This is a genomic window from Paenarthrobacter sp. TAF1 (genome assembly GCF_052113825.1).
Taxonomy (GTDB): Bacteria; Actinomycetota; Actinomycetes; order Actinomycetales; family Micrococcaceae; genus Arthrobacter; species Arthrobacter nicotinovorans.
Map to the genome: position 1 here is coordinate 332,583 of NZ_JBFRDO010000004.1, position 25,244 is coordinate 357,826.

Here is a 25,244-nt window from a genome sequence, read left to right on the forward strand (position 1 = left end):
CAGACTCGGTAGCCTGTAAACATGAGCACACATCCTTCTCGCGTCTTCGTGGCGCGCCTTCTGGGCTTGGACGTCTTCGACCCCCTGGGCGATCGTCTGGGCCGGTTGCGGGACGTCGTGGTGCTCTCCCGCGGGACCCGCGGCGCACCCCACGTCGTCGGCATCGTCGTCGAGGTTCCCGGCAAGAAGCGGGTCTTCGTCCCCATGACGCGCATTACCTCCATCGACCAGACCCAGATCATCTGCACCGGGCTGGTGAACCTGCGGCGCTTCGAGCAGCGTGGTGCCGAAACACTCGTGGTGGCCGAGATGTTCGACCGCAGGGTGACGCTGGCCGATGGCAGTGGCGACGCCACCATTGAAGACATCGCCATGGACCAGCACCGCTCCAAGGACTGGTTCGTGAGCAAGCTGTTCGTACGCCGTGGTCACTCGCTCTCCCCCCTGAGCAGGCTCCGCCGGAACGAGACCCTGATCATCGATTGGGCCGACGCCCAAACCGGGGGCCACAACGAACCCCAGGCCGCCACCCAGTTCGTTGCCACGCACGAAGACCTCAAACCTGCTGACTTCGCCGAAGCCCTGCAGGAGATGAGTGATAAGCGGCGTTTTGAAGTCGCCAGTGAACTCCAGGACGAGCGGCTCGCCGACGTCCTCCAGGAGCTCCCGGAAGACGACCAGGTCACCATCCTCTCTGCGCTGGACGTGGAGCGGGCGGCCGACGTCCTTGAAGAGATGGACCCGGACGACGCCGCCGACCTCCTTGCCGAGCTCCCTTCCGCCCAAGCAGAAGAGCTGCTGCAGCTGATGGAACCCCAGGAAGCCGAAGACGTGCGCCGCCTCCTGGAATACGACGAAGACACCGCCGGTGGTTTGATGACTCCTGTTCCGGTCATCCTCCCCCCGGAAGCCACCGTGGCCGAAGCCCTTGCGCACGTCCGCCGCGAGGAACTGTCGCCGGCGCTGGCCTCCTCCATTTTCATTGCACGCCCGCCCCTGGAGACGCCCACCGGACGGTTCCTCGGTGTGGTGCATATACAGCAACTGCTGCGGTTCCCCCCGCCGGAGCCCCTGGGCAACCTCGTGGACAAGAACCTGGAACCTCTTTCGGACCAGGCCCACATCAGCGAGGTCGCCCGGACACTGGCAACGTACAACCTGAATTCGCTTCCAGTCGTAGACGACGACGGCCGCCTCGTGGGGGCGGTGACTGTTGATGACGTGCTGGATCACTTGTTACCGGATGATTGGCGCGCCCACGAGGACGATGCCCCGATAAGGAAACTTGGAGGCCGCATTGGCTGACAACAACGGCACCCGATCCCCCCGTGGCACGGCACGCCCGGGCAGCAGCCTGGATACGCCACTGAGTGGCCGTCAACGGATCCTCCCCAAGTTCTCCCCCAATCCTGACGCTTTCGGCAATGCAACAGAGGGTTTTGCCCGATTCATGGGTACGCCAACGTTCCTGGTGTACATGACCGTGTTTTGTGTGTTCTGGCTCGCTTGGAACTCGTTTGCGCCCACGGAGTGGCAATTCGACCGCATGGAGTTGGGCTTCACCCTGCTGACCCTGATGTTGTCGCTGCAGGCTTCCTATGCCGCACCACTGCTCCTGCTTGCCCAGAACCGGCAGGATGACCGCGACCGTGTCTCGCTCCAGCAGGACCGCCAGCGCGCTGAACGGAACCTCTCCGACACCGAGTACCTCACGAGGGAACTTGCCTCACTCCGCATCGCCTTGCGCGAGGTAGCCACCCGCGACTACGTCCGGGCCGAGCTCCGCAGCTTGCTTGAGGACATCATCGACGCCCAGGAAGAACTCCGCGAAAGCGAAGCCTCCGCCGACGGCACGGAGTCACCCGGGGAGAAGGTCAAGGAGAAGCTGAAGGAGAAGCGGGACAAGTCCCGTGGACCCCGCACCCAGCAGATCCCCAAGGTACGGCCTCCGCGGGCCGCCGGACCCCAGCATTCCACCGCCAAGCCATCCCCAGACACCCCTGAAAGCCGGGCCTGAACGTTATGAGCACCGCAACTGCCGAGGCGCTGCACGCTGCCCTGGCAACGGTTATTGATCCCGAGCTCCGGCGCCCCATCACGGAACTGGGAATGCTGGAATCAGTCTCTTCCGACGACGACGGGATGGTCCATGTTGCCGTCCTGCTGACGATTGCCGGATGCCCGCTGCGCGAAACCATCACCCAGGACGCGACCGACGCCCTGATGGGGGTGGATGGTGTTACCGGCGTAGACGTGGAACTGAAAGTCATGACTCCGGCCCAGCGTGAAGCCCTCAAGGAAAAGCTCCGCGGCCCGGGTGGCCAGCGCGGCATTCCGTTCGCCAAACCGGGTTCGTTGACCAAGGTGTACGCCGTGGCAAGTGGAAAAGGCGGGGTGGGCAAGTCCTCCGTCACCGTCAATCTTGCCTGTGCCCTGGCGGCCCAGGGCCTCCGGGTGGGAGTTGTGGACGCGGACGTCCATGGCTTCTCCGTGCCGGCCCTGATGGGTATCACCCAGAAGCCCACACAGGTGGATGACATGATCCTGCCTCCCGTGGCCTACGGCGTGAAGGTCATCTCGATCGGCATGTTCGTCGAAGGCAACCAGCCTGTGGCCTGGCGTGGTCCCATGCTGCACCGCGCCCTGGAACAGTTCCTCACCGACGTGTACTTCGGTGATCTCGATGCACTCTTCCTCGATTTGCCTCCGGGCACGGGCGATATCGCAATCTCTGTGGCACAGCTGCTGCCGAACGCGGAGATCCTGGTGGTCACCACGCCCCAGGCAGCGGCAGCCGATGTCGCCGAACGCGCCGGAACCATCGCCACGCAGACCGGGCAGAAAGTGGCCGGCGTGATCGAGAACATGTCGTTCCTGGAAATGCCCGACGGCGGTCGTATGGAACTGTTTGGAAGCGGCGGAGGCGCCATCCTAGCTGAGAGATTGAGCGCAGCCGTAGGCCACGACGTTCCCTTGCTGGGGCAGATACCGTTGGATATCCGTTTGCGCGAGGGTGGGGACGCAGGGAAGCCCGTCGTCCTGGCAGCGCCCGATACTGCCGCTGCCAAGGCCATGGAAGGAGTTGCCGCGGCCCTGGCCTCCCGGCCACGCGGGTTGTCGGGCATGTCGTTGGGAATCGAGCCCCGCTAGCATCTGTGGGCAGCAGGCACCACCACGGTGGTCCACGGGAAGCCGTGCAGGCTATTGCCTTAGGTTGCCTCAGTGTCGAAAGGAGCGGCTTCGCCTTCGGCGAGCCTCTCGATGACCCTTACAGGAGCCTTGGGCTTGGCCTCTTCGGCAATAGCGGAAGCAGCGGTGGCCGCGGCTGCCGGTCCTCCTGCGCTGACCGGTTTGGTGTCATCGTCCAGCAGGGCATCCTTGATGATGCGCCGGGGATCGTACTGACGGGGATCGTATTTCTTCCAGTCGACTTCATCGATGTCGATGCCGACTTCTTCTTTGATCTGCTCGCGGGCGCCGGAAGCCATCCGCCGCACTTCTTTGACCAGATTGGCCAGCTTTTGAGTGTATTCGGGCAAACGGCTGGGACCGATGACGAGTACGCCGATAATCAGAAGGAGTATGAACTCCGGGCCGTTGATTCCAAGCACGCTACGAAGATTACCTTGTCTGTGGTGCCGCTCATAAACCAGCGGGGCGAAGAAGGGTCTGAAGACCGCGAAGCAGCCTGGGGTACCAAGTCTCCGAGCCCCGTACGCGGGGAGCCTCCGATACGGAATCACCGGCCCGGACTATCTCCGGGACAGCGTCATCAGCACTCTCTGCCGGAAGGTCGGAAGCATAGCTGATCACAGCTGCCTGCGTGGAGTAGACGGCTTTCCATGGGGTTCCTTGCGTGACCGAGAGCTGCGCCGTCGTCGACTGTTCCTGCGGATCCTGCCCCGCGGGCCGGTGCTCCTCCACAATCGTGGCGAAATGACCGTTGTGCTCCAGCCTGATCTCCACGGCCGGATGGCCGTTGACCATGGTGGCCTGCGCGGACACGACGCTGAAGCCCATTCCGGCCAGCTCAGGGCATGCCCAACCTTCCTCCCTGAGGGCATCCAGTTGGGCGGAACTGAGGGTAACTGTGCTCCCGGCCCGGAATGCCGGCGCTACGGCGGACTCCATTTGCCCACCCGTCCACGCCCCGGCGAGTACGCCGGCGTCGTTGGTTTCCACGAACGCCTGCGGCTGCTCGTCCCCGGCCACGACAAAGGCCGAGGCGGCCAGGGCTGCAGCGGAGACCGTCAAGGTGCCGGCAGCAATGGCCGTGATCCTGAGACCCCGACGGATTCCATTCACCGGCGGGGTTGAGTCCAAGGTCTGCCCGGGATGGTTTGCGAGCCGTTCGGTGTGCTGGATCAACCTCGCTGCGAGGTCATGGCTGGCCTCGGGCACAGCAGCATCACGGAGGCGTTCAATGTACTGCCGCTCCTGGCGCTGCATGGCACGGCATTTCGCACATTCCTGCACATGCTCCGGGCTCCGGGAATGGCGCAGCGAAGCCAACTTTCGCCGGTACGAGGCTCCCGGGCGATGAGGACGTCGGGGCATCGACAACCTAGAGGATACTTGCGATGCGGGGCATCTTAAGGCGCGGCTTCCGGGCCTCGGCCGGACGGGGGTCCCGGTGGGCCAGTTTCTCCCGAAGCATGGTGCGGCCACGGTGGATACGGGACCTCACGGTGCCAAGCTTCACACCCAAGGCTTCTGCGACCTCGTCATAGGAAAGACCTTCAAGATCGCACAGCACGACGGCGGCGCGGAAGTCGGGCGGGAGTTCCTCCAGTGCCCGCTGGACGTCGAGGTCGAGGTTGTTGTGTTCGAAGCTCTGTTCGGGGCCCGGCTCTCGTCCGGGCAGCCGTGATTCCGCGTCCTCGGCAAGCGCGTCGAAGCGGATCCGGCTCTTGCGGCGGGCCTGGTCAAGGAACAGGTTGGTGGTGATGCGGTGCAGCCAACCATCCAGTGTTCCGGGCTTGAAGTTTTCGAGCGAGCGGAAGACCCTCACGAAGACCTCCTGGGTGAGGTCTTCGGCGTCGAACTTGTTGCCTGTCAGGCGGTAGGCAAGGCGGTACACTTTGGCGGAGTGGTTGGAAACCACTTCCTCCCAGCTGGGCATGACCCAGTCAGTGGCTGCCTCGAGGCCCTCCGATGTCAGGACTGGCGCAGCATTGGATGCCGGCATCGTCCACTCCCCTCAAACTGTGGTTCACCGATTATTCGGTGCCGCCCACCTCTTGGATGACCGGAGCAATATCATCCCAAGTTTGTCTGGGAATTTCCTGACTGGACATAGTTTTTCCCGCAAGGCTGAAAACATGGGCGGACACAGCGCCGGGGCGCTTGGCAACGGCGGTCCAGCGGGGGCAGACACAGTAGTCTGGTACAAACACCCCTACCCGCGGAAAGCGAATCCCTTCATGAGTGCCGACAAGTCAAGCAGCTGGTCCTACGCAGAAGATCTGCCGGCTGAGGATGACGTCATGTTGCGCGCCCGTGAGCGTTCCTTCGAGTTGGGGGTAACTCCCGTCAGTCCCGGTGTCGGCGCCGTACTGACGGTGCTCGCTGCGGCCTCCAAGGCGCAGACAGTGGTGGAGGTCGGCTCGGGAGCCGGAGTGTCCGGCGTCTGCCTGCTGCGTGGCCTGAGCCCCCAGGCCGTCCTGACCACCATCGACGTTGACGTCGAACACCTCAAGGCCGCCAGGGAAGCGTTCCTTGAGTCCGGCAGCCCGGCCAACCGCACCCGTACCATCTCAGGACGTGCCGCGGATGTCCTGCCGAGGTTGACCGACTCAGCGTACGACCTCGTGTTCATCGACGCCGACAAGCCGAACTTTCCCAAATATGTGGAGCAGGCGATCCGCTTGCTCAAATCCGGTGGCACGCTTGTCATCAACGACGCCCTGGATAAAGACCGCGTCTCCAATCCGGCTGCGCGGGACGCCACTACCGTGGTCCTGCGCCAGATCGGCAAGGCAATCCGCGACGACGAACGGCTGGCTTCGGCGATGCTRCCCACCGGCGATGGCCTTCTGGTGGCCGTCAAGAAGTAGACGCTTGTGAGGCGCCGGCACCCCGCAAGGTGACCGGCCCGCCCACAGGTTAAACAAAAAGCAGGGCTCCAGCTCACGCCGGGCCCTGCTTCGCAACTCTATTCGGTCACACCTACGAGGCATTCCTTGAGGTTTTCCGCTTCGGCGGCATTGAGCTCAACCACAAGCCGTCCGCCACCTTCGAGCGGCACACGCATGATGAGGCTGCGTCCCTCTTTGGTAACTTCCATAGGGCCGTCGCCAGTCCGTGGTTTCATAGCCGCCATTAGGAAAATCCCCTCCATTTGTCCCAAGTCACGCCCAACCCGGCCGGGCTGGATCCGCGTCGCAATTGCAGCCGGCGGCACCGCTTGGGAGGCCGCCATGGCCGGGCACTGTTAGGTGCTTTGTCCTTGCTCTTGGTCCATTATCCCGTACTTACCCGCCCGTAGCGAAATCAACGGCCTATTTGTCCGGGCTTTGTACATATTCGCGTTCGCGGGCAAAGGTCCACGTCAGGGCGGATAGTCGCCTCCTCCGGGCAGCGGGGCCCAAGCCCACAGCCACACCACCCAGACAATTTGGAGGAGGACGAACATCACCACTGCCGTCCCCCGGTATGCCTTCGACTTTGACAGCGCAGCTGCCGCCAGGGCCAGGGGGAACAATGGCAGGAGCATCCGGAAGGTGCTGGTCTGTGGGTGCAGGAAGACCAGGAGGTAGCCCATGTAGCAGGCACACCATAGCCGTAGTTCCGTCCCCAACGCCCGGACCGGAGCGGACATCATGACCAGCACGAACAGACCGGCGAAAACAAAGGGCGCCAGGACCCCAAGCACGGGACCGAACAGCATCCGGCCGGTGTCGAACCACGGCTTGAAAGGCACAAGATCGTGTCCCCGCCATGCCGTTTCCGTCCGCGTATAGGCTGCCGGGTCGCCGGTCGCCGCCCAGGCTATGGCCGGCCACGCGAGGGCGCCTATCCCCGTTGCCACCACCAACGCTGCCAGGGAAACCAGGCTGCGCGTGGAGGAAGCAGTGTCCGTCGATGGCCGCCTGAACCGCTCCCACAAACGCCACAGCAGGAGCAACCCCACCATGGCGGCAAAGGGCACGCCCGTAGGCCTGGACAGGCACATCAGAAGGACCACGGGAATCGCTGTCAGATAGCGGCGCCTGACCACCAGCAACAATGAAGCCGCTAGCAGCAGCAGATTCAACGATTCCGCATAGGGCACTTGCAGAATAGGCGACACCGGGAAGGTAGAGACGAAAACAACGCCCCACAAAGCCGTGCGCTTCCCTGCGAATTCACGGAAGAGCTTGAAGATCACCAGGGCAGCGCCCAGCCCCGAAGCCATCGCGATAACCGTCAGGGCCTGGAGCGTGCCAAGGCCGGTCATGGCGGAGAGGCCTCGTCCCAGGAGCGGGAAAAGAGCGTAGAACGCCCAGGCGTTCTCCTTGACTACCCCGTTGGCATCTACCGGCAGGACCGAGGGATAGCCGTCATCGGCAGCCCGTTGGTACCAGCGTCCGTCCCAGATCGTGATGAAGTTCCAGTAGTCGGGGGCCGGTGGGAACCACGGGTTGGTTCCCTGCTGGAGCGCGGCCGCCATGAAGATGCAGGCACTGACCAGGCGGGCAGCCACAAAGATCAGCGATACCTGCAACCACCAGGGCCAACCGGACATCCTTGCCCCAGCATCCGCCGCGGCCCTGGAGAGCCTCGCAGCGGGTCCTTCGCCGTGCCGGGCCGGCGTCTGGACGGTCACTGCCCGGTACGGCCGGAATCGCCGTCCCCGGGCCGCTCCCGTACGAGCGCGCTGAGCCTCTCGATTTCGAGGTCCTTGGCCCGCAGCTGGTCGCGAAGGTCATCGAGGACCTGGTCCACCTGGTCCATCCGGTAGCCGCGCAATCCCAACGCGAACCGCAGGGAGTCGACGTCGGACGGCCGCGCCTCGGCCGGTAACAGCACCGGGGGCAGGTTGGGAACGGGATCATCGAGGCCCGTACCGATCGTGCGCCCACGGACGATTCCGGCGCCGAGGTACAGCGCCGCACCAACCAGGACAATCGCGAGAAACACCAGGAAAAAGCTCACAGTGTCCATCGTGCCAGAAACACGCTGCTACTCGGGGCGCTGCTCGCCCGTAGGTGTGGGAAGCGGGGCACCGTGAAGCACCCGGTGAACGGCATCGGCCGGGTCGTCGACCAACTGGATCAGGTCGAGGTCCTTTTCGGACACCATGCCCTCTGCCACCAAGGTCTCCCGGATCCATTCGATCATGGGTCCCCAGAACCGAACACCCAGGAGGACAATCGGGAACGAGGTCACTTTGCGGGTCTGGACGAGGACCATGGCTTCAAAGAGTTCATCGAGGGTTCCGAGTCCGCCGGGCAGCACCACAAAGCCCTGCGCATATTTGACGAACATCGTCTTCCGGGCGAAGAAGTACCTGAAGTTGATCCCCAGGTCCACCCACTGGTTGAGTCCCTGTTCGAACGGCAGCTCGATACCCAGGCCTACGGAGACTCCGTTGCCCTCGACAGCGCCCTTGTTCGCAGCCTCCATGGAACCGGGACCGCCGCCGGTGATGACTGCGACCCCGGACTCTGCAAGTTTGCGCCCGACATCCACTGCCATCTCGTAGTACTCGGTCCCGGGCTTGGTGCGTGCGGAACCAAAAACACTTACTGCGGGGCCCAGGTCGGCCAGGGCACCGAAACCTTCCACGAACTCGCTTTGGATCCGGAGAACGCGCCAGGGATCGGTATGGATGAACTGTCCGGCACCGCTCGTATCCAGCAAATGCTGGTCCGACATTCCCGTATCCGCCTGTTTGCGCCGAAGCTCCAAAGAGCCTTTGTGCTTGGCGGGCGCAATCTCCGAAGGCAGGGGCACGTGGGTGGTCCTGTCGTGGCCGTTGGCATCCGGGTTGGGAATTGAGTGCTGGCTGATGCTCATTGCCCAAGGCTAGCGCTTATGGACGCCAGCTCCATCGCAGCGACCCGCGGCTTGCATTGCAGTCTGGTATATGGCTGGGGAGGAGGTTTCTGTTCAGTCACGATCTTCAGGAACTTGCCGTGACCGTGGTCATATTTGCTTCTTTGTTCGCTAGATTCTTCGTATGACTACTCAAGCGTCCGGCGATGCCCTCGTCTCCCTGAACGGCGTCAACAAGCACTACGGTCAATTGCACGTCCTGAAAGACATCAACCTCCAGGTCCGGAAGGGCGAGGTCGTGGTTGTTATCGGACCTTCCGGGTCGGGTAAGTCCACGCTGTGCCGTGCGATCAACCGTTTGGAAACGATCGACGACGGCGATATCGCCATCGACGGGAAGAAGCTTCCCGAAGAAGGCAAGGACCTCGCCCACCTGCGGGCCGACGTCGGAATGGTTTTCCAGTCCTTCAACCTGTTCGCCCACAAGACGATTCTTGAGAACGTCACTCTTGGGCCGATCAAGGTCAAGAAGGTCGCCAAGGGCACCGCGGACAAGGAAGCCATGGCCCTCCTTGAGCGTGTAGGTGTCGGGCATCAGGCTCCGAAGCTGCCGGCACAGCTTTCGGGCGGACAGCAGCAGCGTGTGGCCATAGCCCGCGCCCTTGCCATGAAGCCCAAGGTGATGCTGTTCGACGAGCCGACGTCCGCGTTGGACCCCGAAATGATCAATGAAGTCCTGGACGTCATGATCCAACTGGCCAAGGAAGGCATGACCATGATCGTGGTGACCCACGAGATGGGCTTTGCCCGCAAGGCTGCCGACCGTGTGGTGTTCATGGCCGACGGCCAGATCGTGGAAGACGCAACCCCTGAGGAGTTCTTCACCAACCCGAAGAGCGACCGCGCCAAGGACTTCCTGTCCAAGCTACTGACCCACTAGCTCCTTACAGCCCGCACCCCCGGCCGTAAGGCGGCCATCCAATGAAAGGAACACCATGAAGTCTCTTATTACCCGGAGGAAGTCGCTCCTGGTGGCCGCTTCTGCTGCTCTTGCCCTCACGCTGAGCGCGTGTGGCGGCAGCAGCACCACCACTCCCCCTGTCGCCTCGGCGAGCTTCGAAGCCGGTACCACCATGGACAAGCTGAACAAGGCACAGAAGATCACCATCGGCACCAAGTTCGACCAGCCGCTCTTCGGCCAGAAGGGCCTGGACGGCAAGCCTGTCGGTTTCGACGTTGAAATGGGCAAGGCAATCGCCGCCAAGCTGGGCATCGCCGCTGACAAGATCGAATGGGTGGAGACCGTGTCGGCCAACCGCGAACCATTCATCGAACAAGGCCGCGTAGACCTTGTCATAGCGACTTACACCATCAATGACTCCCGCAAGGAAAAGGTTTCCTTCGCGGGCCCGTACTACGAAGCCGGCCAGGCTCTCCTGGTAAACAAGGACGACAACTCCATTACCAAGCCAGAGGACGTCAAGGGCAAGAAGGTCTGCTCCGTCACGGGCTCCACCCCTGCCAAAACCATCGTCGACAAGTACGGCGCCGAACTCGTTCCGGCAGCCAACTACACTGCTTGCCTGGAACCGCTCCGCAATAAGCAGGTTGTCGCTGTTACAACGGACAATGTGATCCTTGCGGGCTACGTCGACAAGGAACCGGATGCCTTCAAACTGGCATCCGAAGAAACCTTCACAAAAGAGCCCTACGGCATCGGCCTGAAGAAGGACGACACTGTCTTCCGCAACTGGATCAACGACCAGCTGGAGGAATTCGCCAAGGACGACACGTACAAGAAGGCCTGGGAAGCAACCGCGGGCAAGGTCATCAAGACAGTCCCCGACCTGCCGAAGATCGACCGCTACTAAAAGAACCGGTGGCTGTCGCCGTCCCCTGCCGGGGCGGCGACAGCCTTTCATCTTTAGGATTCAGTCCTTTTTCCGCCACAGACGAAGGAAGCCATGGACGCCATCTTCGAGAGCCTTCCCCAATATTGGGACGGATTTCTCCGAACCCTGTTCCTAGCTGTTGTTTCGGGCGTCATTGCCCTAATCATTGGCACCCTCCTGGCAGCAATGCGCGTGTCGCCCGTTGCCGCCCTGCGCGGTTTCAGCACGTTCTACGTTGAAGTCGCCAGGAACACTCCCCTCACTATTATTTTCTTCTTTTCCGCCATTGTGCTGCCCCGTCTCGGCGTCAAATTTGAACAGTTCGAAGTCGCGGCAATCATTGCTCTCAGCAGCTACACCGCCGCATTTGTCGCAGAAGCCGTGCGCTCGGGCGTCAACAGTGTTCCCGTGGGCCAGGCGGAAGCCGCACGCAGCGTCGGGATGACGTTCACCCAGGTCCTGGGGCTGGTTGTCCTGCCCCAGGCGCTCCGCACCGTTGTACCCCCCTTGATCAACATCATGATCGCGTTGGTCAAGAACTCATCCGTTGCCGGCGCGTTCTTCGTACTCGAACTTTTCGGCTATGGCCTTCAGCTGTCCAATAGCCGGGGCGACGCAGTCATGTGGATCCTGATCGGTGTGGCCTTCTTCTACCTCCTGATCACTGTGCCGCTCGGACTTCTTGCCCACTTCGTCGAGAAAAAGGTGGCGATTGCCCGATGACTTCCGTTCTCTATGACGTACCCGGCCCCAAGGCCAGGCGCATGTCCCTCGTCGCCTCGGTAATTGGCGCGCTCATTATCCTCGGTGGAGTGATCGGCGCCATCGTCATCCTGTCCTCGCAGGGCATCTTCAATGCCTCGCGATGGGAGGTCTTCGTCAACGAATCCGCCAAGGACGTCTGGACGCAGCTGGGCTTGGGTCTGCTGGCCACCCTGCAGGCCGCAGGTGTCGCCGCGGTGATCGCTTTTCCGTTGGGCGTCGCCTTGTGCCTGCTCCGAATATCACTGATTCCGTGGATACGTATTCCCACACAAGTGGTTCTCGAGTTCCTCCGCGGCATGCCGGTGGTTCTCATGATCTTGTTCGTACTGCTGGTGTTTGCCACGAGCCCGTTCGTGGCCGTTGTCAGCGGCCTCGTGTTGTATAACGCAGCCATATTCGCTGAGATCCTGCGAGCCGGCATTCAGTCCCTCCCGAAGGGGCAACGTGAAGCGGGCCTGGCGATTGGTCTTCGCAGCTTTCAATCGCGAATGAGCATCGAGTTTCCGCAGGCTATCCGGCGCATGCTGCCCTCGTTGGTGGCACAGCTGGTAGTTCTCCTTAAGGACACTTCCCTCGGGTACATCGTGGCCTACGAGGAACTCCTGCGTAAGGTGAAGCTCATTTCGGACCTCGAGCCCAGCCTCCTGTTCTCCGCCTTCTTTGTCGGAGCAGCCATCTACATCCTGATAAACCTCTCCGTTTCGCGCTTGGCCATTTGGATCGAACGCCGCGGATCCAGGAAGGCAGCCGGCGGCATGGCCTCCGCCATCAAGACGGTGGATCTCCAAGTCAACGCAGCGGGCACGGACAAGAAGTAGTCTCACGCACCTCGAACTCTCTCAAGAACGAAAAACCCGGGATGCCGATTCTTTCCAGAATCGGCATCCCGGGTTTTTCACGCTGATGAATCGGATATCAGATAGTTACGCACGGCCTCGAGCTTATGCTTTCAGGACCGAGCCCACTGGACACGTAGATATTGATCTGACCGCAATATGTCCCTGCACCATTCATCGGCGCAAGCGGTGGCTTGAACGCCAATGCAACGAGGTCCCACGGCGGCAGCTGGGAAGTCTTGCACTCCCCTGCGAAGAAGGCCCGCAGCCAAACTGGCTGCGGGCCTCCTTCGCGTCATGGGCAGGTTATGCCGACGGCGCCAACCACGTCCTCAGTGCACGGAGGCACTCACGGATGGCGTCGGCGTCGACGTGTTCGTTGTCCTTATGCGCCAGCAGCGGATCGCCGGGGCCGAAATTCACCGCCGGGATTCCCAGCTCGCTGAACCGCGCGACGTCGGTCCATCCGTATTTGGGTTTCGGCTCGGCGCCCACCGCGGCAACAAAGGAAGCAGCCGCTGGGTGGTTCAGTCCCGGTCGCGCGCCGGCAGCAGCGTCCGTGCGGACTACGTCGAAGCCTTCCAGGAGTTCGCGGACATGGGCCTCGGCCTCATCCGGGGTCTTGTCCGGGGCGAAGCGGTAGTTGATTTCCACCACGCAACGGTCCGGGATCACGTTGCCGGCGGTTCCACCGTTGATCTTCACCGCGTTGAGGCTCTCACGGTAGTCCAGGCCGTCCACGTTGATGGTCCTGGGCTCGTAGGCAGCCAGGCGTTCAAGAATCGGGGCTGCAGCGTGGATGGCGTTGACTCCCATCCAGGCCCGTGCGGAATGGGCCGTCTCACCGAGCGTGGTGGCCTCGAAACGGCTGGTTCCATTGCAGCCGCCTTCCACCGTGCCGTGGGTTGGCTCCAAAAGGATGGCGAAGTCACCCTTCAGCAGGTCTCCGTGGTTGCGGACCAACCTGCCAAGGCCGCTCTTGACCGCTTCCACTTCCTCGTGGTCGTAGAAGACGAAGGTGACGTCCTTGTCCGGCTGCGCTCCGTCTTCGAACAGTGTTGCCGCAAGGGCGAGTTGAACTGCGACGCCGCCCTTCATGTCAGTGGTGCCGCGGCCGTACAGGACACCCTCCCCCGGCGTGCCCGATTCCCAGGTTGCCGGTACAGTGCCGAGCGATCCCTCGACGGTGGGCAGGGGAACAGTGTCCAGGTGGCCGGCAAGGATCACCCGTTCAGCTCGCCCGAGTTCGGTCCGGGCAATAATGGCATCGCCATCGCGGACCACCGTGTAGGCAGGGATGGCGCGAAGGGCAGCCTCCACGGCATCGGCCAGTTCGGTCTCGTTGCCGGAGACGGAGTTGAAGTCGATGATCGCGGCCGTCAGCAGGGCAACATCCTGGCGCAGGTCAAGAAGGGCGGGAGCAGGGTTCAGGGTCACCCGTCCAGCTTAATGCCAACAAATGCGACTTCACCGGCATGAGACGCGTTTCAGCCGACCTCCGCCTGCTGGATAGACTTGGCCCATGACTGAAACTGCTTCCTCCGCTGCGCCCGCAAACGCGCCCACCAACGATCGATCAGCTTACGGATTCGGCCTCGCCACCATAGCCACTTCGGCATCAGGGGAAGCAACCGTTCTGGACGTCTGGTTCCCGGCACCGTCACTGGGCGTTGCCGCAGAGACCCTGCGTGACGTCGACAACGCCGACCCCGCACTCACAGCACTGGCAGAAGAGGGCAAGGACGCCGACCGCGGCACCGAGCAGAAAGTGGTCTTCGCGCAGATCGACCTCGACGCCGCCCCCGCGGACACGGCCGACGCCTACCTCCGGCTGCACCTCCTGTCGCACCGCCTGGTCAAGCCGAACAGCATCAACCTGGACGGCATCTTCGGAAAGCTCCCCAACGTGGTCTGGACCAACTTCGGTCCGGCCGCCGTTGACGGTTTCGAGCTGACCCGCGCCCGCCTGCGCAAGCGCGGCAACGTCGTGGTCTACGGCGTGGACAAGTTCCCCCGCATGGTTGACTACGTCGTCCCCACCGGCGTGCGGATCGCCGACGCCGACCGCGTCCGCTTGGGTGCCCACCTTGCCGAGGGCACCACGGTGATGCACGAAGGCTTCGTGAACTTCAACGCCGGAACCCTGGGCACCTCCATGGTGGAAGGCCGCATCTCCGCAGGCGTCGTGGCCGGTGACGGTACGGACGTCGGTGGCGGCGCATCCATCATGGGCACCCTCTCCGGTGGCGGCAAGGAAAAGATTGCCTTGGGTGAGCGTGTTCTCCTCGGTGCCAACTCCGGCGTGGGCATCAGCATCGGAGATGATTCCGTTGTTGAAGCCGGTCTGTACGTCACCGCGGGCACCCGCGTCCGCATCCCGGGCCCCAAAGACGAAAACGGCGAAGACACCAGCCAGATCATCAAGGCTGTGGAACTCTCCGGCGTCCCCAACTTGCTGTTCCGTCGCAACTCCACCACCGGCGGCGTGGAAGTCCTCCCCCGCAAGGGTCAGACGGTGGAGCTGAACGAAGCGCTTCACGCCAACTAGCAGGAGGATATCCGTGCGCCGGTTCCGCCGCGCCATCGTAGCGGTGCTGGCTCTGGCCCTGGTGGCAGGCGCCATCTACGCGATCGTCGCTGTACTGCAGCGCTCCGAGACCCTGGTCACGGAGCGCTGCACCGCCGTCGTCGGCTCCGAAAGCCACGAGCTCGCCACGGACCAGGCTGCGAATGCTTCGCTCATCACTGCCATCTCGGTCAAACGTGGCCTGCCGCCCAGGGCCGCGAGCATTGCCTTGGCCACTGCCATGCAGGAATCCAGGCTGCGCAACATCAATTACGGTGACGACGCCGGCCCTGATTCCCGCGGCCTGTTCCAGCAGAGGCCCTCACAGGGTTGGGGCACCGAGGCGCAGATCATGGATCCGGTCTACGCGAGCAACGCGTTCTACGACGGCCTGGTCAAGGTGCCCGGCTACGAGACCATGGAAATCACCCAGGCCGCCCAGGCAGTCCAACGCTCGGCCTTTCCCCGCGCCTACGCCCAGCATGAGCCCATGGGCCGGGCCTTCGCATCCGCACTGACCGGACATTCGGCGTCGTCACTGAACTGCGAACTGCGCATGCCGGAAGCGGCAGGCGACCCTGCCGCCGTCGTGGATGAACTCACGACGGCGTTCGGCACCCAGGCGGCCACCGTCCAGGGCCGCACGGTACAACTGAAGCTGACGGGCACCCAAGCCTGGGCTGTAGCCCACTGGGCCGTTGCGAATGCAAAGGCGTTGTCCATCACGCAGGTGGATGTCGCAGGCCAGACCTGGAACCGCGAAAAACGCGATGGTTGGCAAGCTGGCGCTGCATTTTCGGATGCTGTCACCATCACAGTGTCAGCTCCCACCACGTGAGTTTTTGTACAGCTAATGCCCTTAAGAGCGCTCCTTAAGGGCATTAGCTGTACAAAAACTCCGTCAGGCGAGCATCTCAACCACGGGCTGGACGTAGCTTCGGAAGGCATCCGGCTGGGACATGAGCCGGTGGCTCATGATCATCGTGTCAGGCTCCAGGTACCACGCCCGGGGCTCGTTGAGCGGCAATTCGATGATGGTGAGGTCGAAATCCCGGGAGCTGCGGCCCACCTCCAACAGCCGGTCTTCCACCATTTCGCTGAGGACCTGGTTCAGGCCGCTTGCCGCGCGTTCGGCTTCAAGCCGGGCGTACTCGTCAATCCTGTCCGTGGCCCATCCCAAGGCCGAGCCGAAATGGGCTTGGAGGACCCTCTGGAGCGCCGGCGAGTTACCGAAAGCCTTGAAACTTGGAGGCTCGAGTTCGGACACCGGCTTGGGGTAGGACTTCACCAGGCTTTCCCACCAGGCTTCCCATTCGGTTTTGAGGGCGTTGATGCCGCCCACGTCGGAGGTGAGATGGCTATGGTCTGCGTGTCGGACTTTGGGGTCCGCGTGGGAGAGGCTCGGCTTTCCCGCGCCGTCCAGGCCGGCAACATCGCGCAAATACAGTGCGATGAGCATCGGTCCGGACGTGTCCATGGTGATGCGCCACCCTTGGCCGTCTGATACGTGCATCCCAAGACCTCCATCAGCAGGATACCGACATCACCCAGTCTATTCCTGATGGGCTGCCCTGTCCCATGCCGATAGCAGGGCTTTGGCGTACCGGCACTAGGACTCTGCAGGCTCCGCCAACGTCTTCAAGTGCGATGCCAGGACGTCACTGCATACCTCGGCCGTCATCCACTCAGGCTGAAGCAAGGCGTGCATACAGAGCCCGTCCAAGGTGGCCAAAAGGCGCTCTGCCTCCGTCACCAGGGTTTGCCTGGCATCGGCCTTGCCGGGGTTCAGAAGCAGGATCAGCCGCCCAATGGCGGCTGCCACGGTCCTGTGGCTCCGCTCAGCTTCCGGGGCGAGGACGGGCTTGATACGGGCGGCATGCCTGAAGGCCATCCAGACACAGGCGTCTACGGCGAGTTCCTCGTCCAAAGGCAGGAACTGGCCGAGGAGATTCAGGACGGCTGCTTGGTGTCCCGGACTGCCGGCGACTTCCAATTCAACGTCGGACAGCGCCGTCTCGAGGCGCCCGGCGATGCGGTCAATGACGACCCCAAAGGAGAAGACCAGTAGTTCGTCGCTGCTGGCAAAGTAATGACGTACCGAGCCCACGGCCAGTCCGGCTTCGTCGGCTACTTCCCGGAGGGATGCCCGTTCCAAGCCATCGCTGGCAATGATCCGGAATACAGCTTGGACGACTTCCTGGCGCCGGGCTTCGGCATCAACAATTTTGGGCACCAGTCGTTTTTAGCACGAACGTGCTTCAACACCGCTCAATACGAAGCGGCGTGGCTCCGATTTCCGATAGCGTAGGGACCATGAAAATTCTTGTCACGGGTGGCACCGGCTACATCGGGTCCCACACCGTCTTGTCCCTTCAGGAAGCCGGCCATGACGTCGTCGTGCTGGATAATCTGGTGAACTCCAGCGAGGAATCCCTGCGTCGGGTGTCCGAGCTCACCGGCAAGAACGCGGCCTTCCACAAGGTTGACCTGGTGGATGAGCCCGCCGTCGAGGCCGTGTTCGACCAGCACCAGATCGATGCCGTGATCCACTTCGCGGGTCTGAAGGCTGTAGGCGAATCCGTCCAGGAGCCGCTGGCCTACTACTACAACAACATCGTGGGCACCCTCAACCTGCTCCGCGCCATGGACAAGCACAATGTGCGCTCCATCGTCTTCAGTTCGTCGGCCACCGTCTACGGCGAGCACAACCCGATCCCCTACATCGAAAAGATGGAAATCGGCGCCAACAACCCGTACGGCCGCACCAAGGAACAAATCGAGGACATCCTCTCGGACCTCGGCAACGCGGACGACCGCTGGCATATCGCACTGCTGCGCTATTTCAATCCAGTGGGCGCCCACCCGTCCGGCCGCATCGGCGAAGACCCGCAGGGCATTCCGAACAATCTCGTCCCCTTCATCGCCCAGGTAGCGGTTGGACGCCGAGAGAAGCTGATGGTGTTCGGCGGCGACTACGACACCCCGGACGGCACGGCCCAGCGCGACTACATCCACGTGGTGGACCTGGCAGAGGGCCACGTAGCAGCCCTGAACTACATTGCCGACCGTGCCGGCGTCCGGCGCTGGAACCTCGGCTCCGGCCGTGGGTCTTCCGTCCTGGAGGTCCTGCGGTCCTTCGAGAAGGCCGTGGGCCAGCCGATCCCCTATGAGATCACCGGCCGCCGTGCAGGCGACCTCCCCGCCTTCTGGGCCGACGCATCCTCTGCGCTGGCGGACCTCGGATGGTCCACCACCAAGACCGTGGACCAGATGTGTGAAGACCACTGGCGCTGGCAGAAGAACAACCCCTTCGGCTACAACGCTTCCTGAAGCAACGCGGGGTCACTTATGGCCCCCTGGAGGCCCCAACATGGGCCATAAGTGACCCCGCGTTGCTTTTAGGGGCGGGAATAACGACGGCGGCCGTCCCACCTCGCGTGAGGTGGGACTGGTCTGGGGGTCGTTGATCATTTCGCGCCACTGGGCAATCCAGCCCGGGAGGCGTCCAATGGCGAACAGAACGGTGAACATCTTCTCCGGGAAACCCATGGCCTTGTAGATCAGGCCGGTGTAGAAGTCGACGTTCGGGTACAGCTTGCGCTGGATGAAGTAATCGTCGGCCAGGGCCTTCTCTTCGAGGCGCATGGCGATATCCAGCAGTTCGTCGTTGCCGCCGAGCTTGCCCAGGACTTCGTGTGCCGTTGCCTTGATGATCTTGGCGCGGGGATCGTAGTTCTTGTAGACACGGTGTCCGAAGCCCATGAGGCGGACGCCGTCTTCCTTGTTCTTGACCTTCTCCATGTAGTCCTCGGGCTTGATGCCGTCGGCTTGGATCTGGCGGAGCATCTTCAGGACGGCCTCGTTGGCGCCACCGTGGGCGGGTCCGAAGAGGGCGTTGATGCCGGCGGACACCGAAGCAAAGAGGTTCGCGTTGGACGAACCCACCAGGCGGACGGTGGAGGTTGAACAGTTCTGCTCGTGGTCTGCGTGCAGAATGAGCAGGAGGTCCAGCGCCTTGACGACAACCGGGTCCATTTCGTACTGCTCAGCCGGGAGGCCGAAGCTCAGGCGCAGGAAGTTCTCCACGAGGTTCATGGAGTTGTCCGGGTACAGCATGGGCTGGCCGATGGACTTCTTGTGTGCGTAAGCGGCGATGACGGGCAGCTTGGCCATGAGGCGGATGGTGGAAACTTCCACGTGCTCCGCGTTGAAGGGATCCAGCGAGTCCTGGTAGAACGTGGACAGCGCCGAAACGGCCGAGGAAAGCACCGGCATAGGGTGGGCGTCGCGCGGGAACCCGCCAAAGAAGCCCTTGAGTTCCTCGTGCAGGAGCGTGTGGCGACGGATGCGCTGATCGAACTCTTCCAACTCCGTGGGGGTGGGAAGGTTGCCGTAGATCAGCAGGTAGGAAACTTCGAGGAAGCTCGAGTGCTGCGCGAGCTGCTCAATGGGGTAACCGCGGTACCGCAGGATGCCTGCGTCGCCGTCGATGTATGTGATGGCCGAGGTGGTGGCCGCTGTGTTCATGAAGCCGGGGTCATAGGCAACGGCGCCCGTCTGCTTCAGCAGCTTGGAAACGTCGTAGCCTTCGTTTCCTTCTACAACCTTGATGCGCGGCAGTTCGAGTTCGCCGCCGGCATGGCGCAGTGTCGCGCTGGTGGTCTCAGTCATGGAGTCCCCTTCATGAGGCCTTTGGGCCTCTATCGAACGCTTGTCCAACCACCTTCTGGTGCCGCCGCCTTCGGCCCCGCTGTCGCAGGGCTCCAACGGCCGGAGTGCATTCTTAGAGAAGGCCACCATTGATAGTCAGTTAAAAAGCTACCGCCAGTAACCCCGCGGAACTAATCCGCAGCCTCCGGTTACTGGCAGAATGGCGCTAAAAGTGGCGCAAGTCACAGCATTGTTATGCGTTGGCGACAAGCCTCTCAACGGCGGCATCGATCCGCTCGTCACTGCCGGTCAGAGCGACGCGGACGAAACCGTTACCGGCGTCTCCGTAGAAAACTCCCGGCCCCACCACAATGCCCAGTTCCGCGAACCTCGCCACCGTGTCCCAGGTGGCCTCGCCGGCTGTGGACCACAGGTAAAGCCCGGCCTTGGACTGGTGGATCTGCAGCCCGAATTTCTCCAGGGCGGGCACGATCCTCTCGCGCCTCCCCCTGTACAGATCTTTCTGGGCGAGGACATGGCCGGCATCGCCCAACGCCACGCGCATGGCCTCCTGGACGGGGAACGGCACGATCATGCCGGCATGCTTGCGGCTGTTGACCAGGTTGGCGATGATCGCGGAATCACCGGCGACGAAGGCTGCCCGGTAACCGGCAAGGTTGGATTGCTTACTCAACGAGTAGACGCACAGCAGGCCATCGGTGGAGCCGTCTGTGACCCTGGGATCCAGGATGCTGGGGACAGCCTCTCCCCCGCGCTGGGCATCCCATTCGCCCCATCCCAGTTCTGCGTAGCACTCGTCCGAGGCCACCACTGCGCCCATTTCGCGGGCCTGGGCTACGATCCGACGAAGCGACTCGACATCCCGGACACTTCCTGTGGGGTTGCCCGGAGAGTTGATCCAGACCAACCGGACCTTTGCACGGGTTGCCGGATCCAGCTCATCCAGGTCATCGGCAGCAACGGCCGTGGCACCTGCCAATGAGGCGCCAATGTCATAGGTCGGGTAGGCGACCGTGGGCCGGACCACCACGTCACCGGCGCTCAATCCCAACAGGAACGGCAGCCAGGCCACCAGTTCCTTGGAGCCCACCGTAGGCATGACGTCCTTCGGGTCCAGCCCGGGCACCCCGCGCCTGGCGGCGAACCAGTCGACGACAGCCTGGCGCAGTGCCTCGGTGCCGTGCACCGTCGGATAGCCGTGGGCGTCCGCTGCGTTGGCCAACGCGTCCCGGATCAGTCCGGGCGTGGGATCCACCGGGGTGCCGATGGAAAGGTTCACCGCGCCGCCCGGGTGTTTGGCAGCCGTGGCGACATACGGCGCCATGGCTTCCCAAGGGTAGTCAGGCAGGTTCAGGCCGAAAGCCGGTGCCGCTGAGATCAACCTAGCTACCGCCCTTAGTGGTCTTGGTTCTGCGGGGGCAGGGCAGCGATGAACGGGTGGTCCTTGCCCGTGTTGCCGATCTTGGCAGCCCCACCCGGAGAACCGAGGTCATCAAAGAACTCGACGTTGGCCTTGTAGTAGTCGGCCCACTCTTCCGGGGTGTCATCCTCGTAGTAGATGGCCTCTACCGGGCATACGGGTTCGCAGGCACCACAGTCGACGCACTCGTCGGGGTGGATGTAGAGGGAACGCTCACCTTCGTAAATGCAGTCGACAGGGCATTCTTCAATACATGCCTTGTCCTTGACATCCACACACGGCTGCGCGATTACGTACGTCACGTCCCAGACCTCTCCACGGTTTGTCCCGGCGATGGCCGGGTAATACTGCCGGCATGATGCCGGGCACTCAACTTCTGAGCCTATTATCCAACAGTGCGATCACGCCAACCTAGCCCGCGTCTTAGTATGAAACGGTGAATCCGCCACACTTGCCTCCCCGCCAGTTCCTGCTCAACGCAACGCCGGGCATCCGGGTGGTGGTGCGGTACAAGATCGAGGAAGGCCTCACCGACGCCCTGGGCTACTTGCTGGGCAGCAACGACACCGTTTGCACGGTACGGACCCGCACCGCCGACGTCGAAATTCCCTTGGCGTTGGTCATCGCGGCGAAAGAGGTTCCGCCGCCACCGCCGCGGCGACAGGCGTCCTAGTTCGAAGGCGGCTGGCCGCCACGAGCATGACCAGTGTCACAGCGCCGATCCCAAAAACCCAGACGTTTCCGACGGCGTCGCCCAGCACCAACTGTTTGGACGGCCCCGCCGACGACAAAACGCCGACGGCGGCATAACCCACCACGCCTGCCACCGCCGTCGGGACGACCGAGCGTGACCAGGCGGCGAGCCACAGCTGAACCGAGGCGAGAAGCAGCAAGGCGGCGGCTACGCCCCAAGGGATCCCGACGCCGGCCCACTGGATGGCATGRCGGTGCAGTGCCGTTCCTGCCGCAGCAACGAAAAGAGCCGCCGGTACGGCCGCGGCTATGCCACGGACCGTACCGGCGACTCCCTTCTTCATGCAGCTGTCCTTGACCGGTTCAGAACCAGCGGGTGTTAGGACTTGGCGCGGGCGCGGTTGGCCTTTGCGCGCTCGTTGGAGTCCAGGATGACCTTCCGGATACGGATTGCATCCGGGGTTACCTCAACACACTCGTCTTCTCGGGCGAATTCGAGGGACTCTTCGAGGGTCAGATCGCGCGGCGGCGTCAGGTTCTCGAAGGTGTCGGAGGAAGCTGCACGCATGTTGGTGAGCTTCTTTTCCTTGGTGATGTTGACGTCCATGTCGTCGGCGCGGGAGTTCTCGCCAACGATCATGCCCTCGTAAACCTCGGACGTGGGCTTGACGAAGAAGGAGCCGCGTTCCTGCAGGTTGATCATCGCGAACGGGGTCACAACACCGGCGCGGTCGGCGATCATCGAACCGTTGGTGCGGTATTCGATGGGGCCGGCCCACGGCTCGTAGCCCTCGGAGATGGAAGCTGCGATACCGGCGCCACGGGTGTCCGTGAGGAACTTCGTGCGGAAGCCGATCAGGCCTCGGGCCGGAACGATGAATTCCATGCGGCACCAGCCGGTGCCGTGGTTGGCCATGTTGGTCATGCGGCCCTTGCGGGCTGCCATGAGCTGCGTTACGGCGCCGAGGTACTCTTCGGGGACGTCGATGGTCATGTGCTCCATCGGCTCGTGGATCTTGCCGTCGATGGTCTTGGTAACAACCTGCGGCTTGCCAACGGTCAGCTCGAAGCCTTCGCGACGCATCTGCTCCACCAGGATGGCGAGGGCGAGCTCGCCACGGCCCTGGACTTCCCAGGCGTCAGGACGCTCGGTGGGGAGAACCTTGATGGAGACGTTACCGATGAGTTCCTTGTCCAGGCGGTCCTTCACCTGGCGGGCGGTGACCTTGGCGCCCTTGACCTTGCCGGCCAGCGGCGAGGTGTTGATACCGATGGTCATGGAGATCGCGGGATCATCCACGGTGATCAGCGGCAACGGCTGCGGGTTCTCGGCGTCCGTGAGGGTTTCACCAATGGTGATGTCCTCGATGCCGGCAACTGCAACGATTTCACCGGGACCGGCTTCTTCGGCAGGAACACGGGTCAGGGCCTTGGTGGCCAGCAGTTCGGTGATCTTGACGTTCTTGAGTTCGCCGTTGGCGCGTGCCCAGGCAACGGTCTGGCCCTTGCGGAGCGTGCCGTTGTAGATGCGGAGCAGGGCGAGGCGGCCAAGGAACGGCGATGCGTCCAGGTTGGTCACGTGAGCCTGCAGCACGCCGTCCGGGTTGTACGTCGGAGCCGGGATGTGCTCGATGATGGTCTTGAAGAGGGGCTCAAGGTCCTCGTTGTCCGGGGCCGAGCCGTTGGCCGGCTGGTCCAGGGATGCGCGGCCGACCTTGGCGGCGGCGTAGACAACCGGAACCTCGAGTACCTTGTCCAGATCCAGGTCCGGAACTTCGTCCGCGAGGTCGGAGGCGAGGCCCAGGAGCAGGTCCATGGACTCGTGGACAACCTCGTCGATACGGGCGTCAGGGCGGTCGGTCTTGTTGACCAGGAGGATGACCGGCAAGTGCGCAGCAAGGGCCTTGCGGAGCACGAAGCGGGTCTGCGGGAGGGGACCCTCGGAAGAGTCAACCAGCAGGACAACGCCGTCAACCATGGACAGACCGCGCTCCACCTCGCCACCGAAGTCGGCGTGGCCAGGGGTGTCGATCACGTTGATGGTGATGGTCTCGCCGTTGGACGACGGGCCGTTGTAGGCAACCGTGGTGTTCTTGGCGAGGATGGTGATGCCCTTTTCGCGCTCCAGGTCACCGGAGTCCATGACGCGGTCCTCAACCTCACCGTGGGAAGCGAAGGAGTTGGTCTGCTTGAGCATGGCGTCGACCAGGGTGGTCTTACCGTGGTCAACGTGTGCGACGATCGCGACGTTGCGCAGATCGCTCCGCGACGCAGTGTTGGTGATGGTTTCAGACATGCGTTAATGACTCGATTCAGTGGTGAAGTCAGCTGTTTGTATCCGCGCGCATACCTGATCGACTTGATCGGAACACACAGCGAAAAGACCCCGGGACACAGGGCACCTGCATCAAGTCTAAACGCAGATGCATTTCTGAGCCTAAAAAGCAAGCCATCGGGCCATGAATTGTGGCGTCAGTCACAGCAGGTCACGTGTTCGTAAACACAAGTCAAGATGCTGGATTTTCACGCTCCCGTGCCCCATGATTGCAGCAGAACCAGTGCCCCACGGAGACCAATCAATGCGCCAATCTTCGGCCGTGTTTCGCATGATCGCACCTTTGATCGCCGTTGGCGTCCTTACGGTCGGTTGCGGACCAAGCCCAGTGCCAACCAGTGCCCCCTCACGATCCGCTGCGCCCGCGCCCGCCCAGACGGCCGCCGCTGACAAACCACTCAGGGTTGCCCCGCAACCCAGCGCCCTGAATCTCCCGGCAGGTTCCCTGTACAAGAATCCGACGAACAACCGCAACGAACTGGTGCTGGCCGATGTCCGCCACACCGCCGTACTGATCGGTGATTCCCAAGCCATGCCGGCGGGTTCCTGGCCGCAGCAAGGCATCGCAGCCCTCGGCTACAAACTGCATGTGGTGGGCATGGGCGGTACCGGATACGTCGCCACCAACGGCAAGACCGGCAACTACATTGACGCCTTGCAACGCGGCGACTGGGTTCTCCCCTATGGCGAGCCACCGTTGATCGTGGTGGAGGGCGGCGGAAACGACGCCACGCAGCGCGCCACGGATGCTCAGATCACCGGCAACGCCGAGCGGCTGCTGGCCGCCTTGAAGACCCGCTACCCGGGCTCACGCCTGGCCATGATCGGCACCCTGGCCCGCGGCGTCAGCAACGGAGGCGGACGACGCACGGAAGTGGACGCCCTCCTGGGCCGGATCGCCGCCAAGCACGGCATTCCTTTCGTCAGTGCCGGCGATTGGCTCACCCGATACGACGCCATCAGTGACCTTCAGGACGGCGTTCATTTGAGGGCGACCGGACACGCGAAGCTTGGTGTCGCCCTGGCGCGCGAGCTCACGGCCCTGGGCCTCACTGCCCGCCCGGACAACCCGCAGCCGGCAAAGTAG

General features: G+C 62.8%; 28 protein-coding genes. 13 read left to right on the forward strand and 15 right to left on the reverse strand.

Annotation, left to right across the window (positions count from 1 at the left end):
* Positions 1-21: 21 nt before the first annotated feature.
* From AB4Y81_RS07730 to AB4Y81_RS07740, 3 genes are read left to right on the forward strand one after another with little or no spacing between them, the layout of a single operon-like run.
* Complete coding sequence (locus tag AB4Y81_RS07730; protein WP_026266967.1) at positions 22-1,305, forward strand: magnesium transporter MgtE N-terminal domain-containing protein; 1,284 nt, start codon at positions 22-24, stop codon at positions 1,303-1,305.
* Entirely contained in the window at positions 1,286-2,017 is a 732-nt protein-coding gene (locus AB4Y81_RS07735; RefSeq protein WP_018776533.1) for a DUF1003 domain-containing protein, read from the forward strand. Before AB4Y81_RS07730 ends, AB4Y81_RS07735 begins: the two co-directional genes overlap by 20 nt.
* A gap of 5 nt (positions 2,018-2,022) precedes the next feature.
* Positions 2,023-3,150 carry an Mrp/NBP35 family ATP-binding protein gene (locus AB4Y81_RS07740; protein WP_018776534.1) on the forward strand — a complete coding sequence of 376 codons (1,128 nt, stop codon included), beginning with the start codon at positions 2,023-2,025 and terminating at the stop codon, positions 3,148-3,150.
* Positions 3,151-3,209: 59 nt separating this feature from the next.
* Here AB4Y81_RS07740 and AB4Y81_RS07745 read toward each other — a convergent pair whose 3' ends face one another.
* From AB4Y81_RS07745 to sigE, 3 genes are all read right to left on the reverse strand, one after another.
* Positions 3,210-3,611, reverse strand: coding sequence for a twin-arginine translocation protein subunit TatB (locus AB4Y81_RS07745; RefSeq protein ID WP_018776535.1), 402 nt, complete (start codon positions 3,609-3,611; stop codon positions 3,210-3,212).
* Between the two features lie 31 nt (positions 3,612-3,642).
* A complete protein-coding gene (locus tag AB4Y81_RS07750) occupies positions 3,643-4,449 on the reverse strand; it encodes a hypothetical protein (RefSeq protein WP_079580633.1) in 807 nt (268 codons plus the stop codon).
* A gap of 115 nt (positions 4,450-4,564) precedes the next feature.
* Positions 4,565-5,188: an RNA polymerase sigma factor SigE gene (gene sigE / locus AB4Y81_RS07755; RefSeq protein WP_018776537.1), complete on the reverse strand. Its 624-nt coding sequence runs from the start codon at positions 5,186-5,188 to the stop codon at positions 4,565-4,567.
* 235 nt (positions 5,189-5,423) lie between these two features.
* On the opposite strand from sigE, the gene AB4Y81_RS07760 reads away from it, so the two are divergent.
* Complete coding sequence (locus AB4Y81_RS07760) at positions 5,424-6,056, forward strand: O-methyltransferase (RefSeq protein ID WP_026266969.1); 633 nt, start codon at positions 5,424-5,426, stop codon at positions 6,054-6,056.
* Positions 6,057-6,154: 98 nt separating this feature from the next.
* Here AB4Y81_RS07760 and AB4Y81_RS07765 read toward each other — a convergent pair whose 3' ends face one another.
* The 4 genes from AB4Y81_RS07765 to AB4Y81_RS07780 all read right to left on the reverse strand — a co-directional run bounded on the left by AB4Y81_RS07765 (position 6,155) and on the right by AB4Y81_RS07780 (position 9,000).
* Positions 6,155-6,322 carry a DUF3117 domain-containing protein gene (locus tag AB4Y81_RS07765; RefSeq protein ID WP_064721643.1) on the reverse strand — a complete coding sequence of 56 codons (168 nt, stop codon included), beginning with the start codon at positions 6,320-6,322 and terminating at the stop codon, positions 6,155-6,157.
* 228 nt (positions 6,323-6,550) lie between these two features.
* Positions 6,551-7,726 (reverse strand): hypothetical protein, encoded by a 1,176-nt coding sequence (locus AB4Y81_RS07770; RefSeq protein WP_189075207.1) that lies wholly within the window; start codon positions 7,724-7,726, stop codon positions 6,551-6,553.
* Between the two features lie 77 nt (positions 7,727-7,803).
* Positions 7,804-8,145, reverse strand: a complete 342-nt coding sequence (locus AB4Y81_RS07775; RefSeq protein WP_018776541.1) for a DivIVA domain-containing protein — start codon at positions 8,143-8,145, stop codon at positions 7,804-7,806.
* 18 nt (positions 8,146-8,163) lie between these two features.
* A complete protein-coding gene (locus AB4Y81_RS07780) occupies positions 8,164-9,000 on the reverse strand; it encodes a TIGR00730 family Rossman fold protein (RefSeq protein ID WP_018776542.1) in 837 nt (278 codons plus the stop codon).
* A gap of 163 nt (positions 9,001-9,163) precedes the next feature.
* On the opposite strand from AB4Y81_RS07780, the gene AB4Y81_RS07785 reads away from it, so the two are divergent.
* From AB4Y81_RS07785 to AB4Y81_RS07800, 4 genes are all read left to right on the forward strand, one after another.
* Positions 9,164-9,919 carry an amino acid ABC transporter ATP-binding protein gene (locus tag AB4Y81_RS07785; protein WP_018776543.1) on the forward strand — a complete coding sequence of 252 codons (756 nt, stop codon included), beginning with the start codon at positions 9,164-9,166 and terminating at the stop codon, positions 9,917-9,919.
* Between the two features lie 55 nt (positions 9,920-9,974).
* Positions 9,975-10,850 (forward strand): glutamate ABC transporter substrate-binding protein, encoded by an 876-nt coding sequence (locus tag AB4Y81_RS07790; RefSeq protein ID WP_079580635.1) that lies wholly within the window; start codon positions 9,975-9,977, stop codon positions 10,848-10,850.
* A 93-nt stretch (positions 10,851-10,943) separates the two neighbouring features.
* Entirely contained in the window at positions 10,944-11,594 is a 651-nt protein-coding gene (locus tag AB4Y81_RS07795) for an amino acid ABC transporter permease (RefSeq protein WP_018776545.1), read from the forward strand.
* Positions 11,591-12,454 (forward strand): amino acid ABC transporter permease, encoded by an 864-nt coding sequence (locus AB4Y81_RS07800; RefSeq protein WP_018776546.1) that lies wholly within the window; start codon positions 11,591-11,593, stop codon positions 12,452-12,454. Before AB4Y81_RS07795 ends, AB4Y81_RS07800 begins: the two co-directional genes overlap by 4 nt.
* Positions 12,455-12,778: 324 nt before the next feature.
* Here the strand turns inward: AB4Y81_RS07800 and dapE are convergent, their stop codons facing one another.
* Complete coding sequence (dapE, locus tag AB4Y81_RS07805) at positions 12,779-13,909, reverse strand: succinyl-diaminopimelate desuccinylase (protein ID WP_189075208.1); 1,131 nt, start codon at positions 13,907-13,909, stop codon at positions 12,779-12,781.
* 85 nt (positions 13,910-13,994) lie between these two features.
* Here dapE and dapD point away from each other — a divergent pair, with 85 nt between their 5' ends.
* Together dapD and AB4Y81_RS07815 are read left to right on the forward strand one after the other, a co-directional pair.
* Positions 13,995-15,020: a 2,3,4,5-tetrahydropyridine-2,6-dicarboxylate N-succinyltransferase gene (dapD, locus tag AB4Y81_RS07810; protein WP_189075209.1), complete on the forward strand. Its 1,026-nt coding sequence runs from the start codon at positions 13,995-13,997 to the stop codon at positions 15,018-15,020.
* A gap of 13 nt (positions 15,021-15,033) precedes the next feature.
* Positions 15,034-15,876, forward strand: a complete 843-nt coding sequence (locus AB4Y81_RS07815; RefSeq protein WP_441995625.1) for a hypothetical protein — start codon at positions 15,034-15,036, stop codon at positions 15,874-15,876.
* 63 nt (positions 15,877-15,939) lie between these two features.
* Here the strand turns inward: AB4Y81_RS07815 and AB4Y81_RS07820 are convergent, their stop codons facing one another.
* Positions 15,940-16,551 (reverse strand): hypothetical protein, encoded by a 612-nt coding sequence (locus tag AB4Y81_RS07820; RefSeq protein WP_018776550.1) that lies wholly within the window; start codon positions 16,549-16,551, stop codon positions 15,940-15,942.
* Positions 16,552-16,647: 96 nt separating this feature from the next.
* On the reverse strand, positions 16,648-17,271 hold the full coding sequence (locus AB4Y81_RS07825; RefSeq protein ID WP_079580637.1) for a TetR/AcrR family transcriptional regulator: 624 nt from the start codon (positions 17,269-17,271) through the stop codon (positions 16,648-16,650).
* An 80-nt stretch (positions 17,272-17,351) separates the two neighbouring features.
* On the opposite strand from AB4Y81_RS07825, the gene galE reads away from it, so the two are divergent.
* Complete coding sequence (gene galE, locus AB4Y81_RS07830; RefSeq protein ID WP_039242247.1) at positions 17,352-18,368, forward strand: UDP-glucose 4-epimerase GalE; 1,017 nt, start codon at positions 17,352-17,354, stop codon at positions 18,366-18,368.
* A 12-nt stretch (positions 18,369-18,380) separates the two neighbouring features.
* On the opposite strand, the gene AB4Y81_RS07835 is transcribed toward galE, so the two are convergent.
* From AB4Y81_RS07835 to fdxA, 3 genes are all read right to left on the reverse strand, one after another.
* Positions 18,381-19,709, reverse strand: a complete 1,329-nt coding sequence (locus AB4Y81_RS07835; RefSeq protein ID WP_441995626.1) for a citrate synthase — start codon at positions 19,707-19,709, stop codon at positions 18,381-18,383.
* A gap of 232 nt (positions 19,710-19,941) precedes the next feature.
* Positions 19,942-21,090 carry a succinyldiaminopimelate transaminase gene (gene dapC / locus AB4Y81_RS07840; protein WP_275775541.1) on the reverse strand — a complete coding sequence of 383 codons (1,149 nt, stop codon included), beginning with the start codon at positions 21,088-21,090 and terminating at the stop codon, positions 19,942-19,944.
* Positions 21,091-21,104: 14 nt separating this feature from the next.
* Positions 21,105-21,431, reverse strand: coding sequence for a ferredoxin (gene fdxA / locus AB4Y81_RS07845; RefSeq protein ID WP_018776555.1), 327 nt, complete (start codon positions 21,429-21,431; stop codon positions 21,105-21,107).
* A gap of 134 nt (positions 21,432-21,565) precedes the next feature.
* On the opposite strand from fdxA, the gene AB4Y81_RS07850 reads away from it, so the two are divergent.
* Positions 21,566-21,802, forward strand: coding sequence for a putative acetyltransferase (locus AB4Y81_RS07850; protein WP_082499713.1), 237 nt, complete (start codon positions 21,566-21,568; stop codon positions 21,800-21,802).
* Here the strand turns inward: AB4Y81_RS07850 and AB4Y81_RS07855 are convergent.
* Entirely contained in the window at positions 21,750-22,166 is a 417-nt protein-coding gene (locus AB4Y81_RS07855; protein WP_441995627.1) for a hypothetical protein, read from the reverse strand. The genes AB4Y81_RS07850 and AB4Y81_RS07855 overlap by 53 nt on opposite strands.
* A gap of 35 nt (positions 22,167-22,201) precedes the next feature.
* A complete protein-coding gene (gene typA / locus AB4Y81_RS07860; RefSeq protein ID WP_018776557.1) occupies positions 22,202-24,118 on the reverse strand; it encodes a translational GTPase TypA in 1,917 nt (638 codons plus the stop codon).
* 244 nt (positions 24,119-24,362) lie between these two features.
* Between typA and AB4Y81_RS07865 the strand changes: the two genes are divergently transcribed.
* Complete coding sequence (locus AB4Y81_RS07865; RefSeq protein ID WP_370874698.1) at positions 24,363-25,244, forward strand: SGNH/GDSL hydrolase family protein; 882 nt, start codon at positions 24,363-24,365, stop codon at positions 25,242-25,244.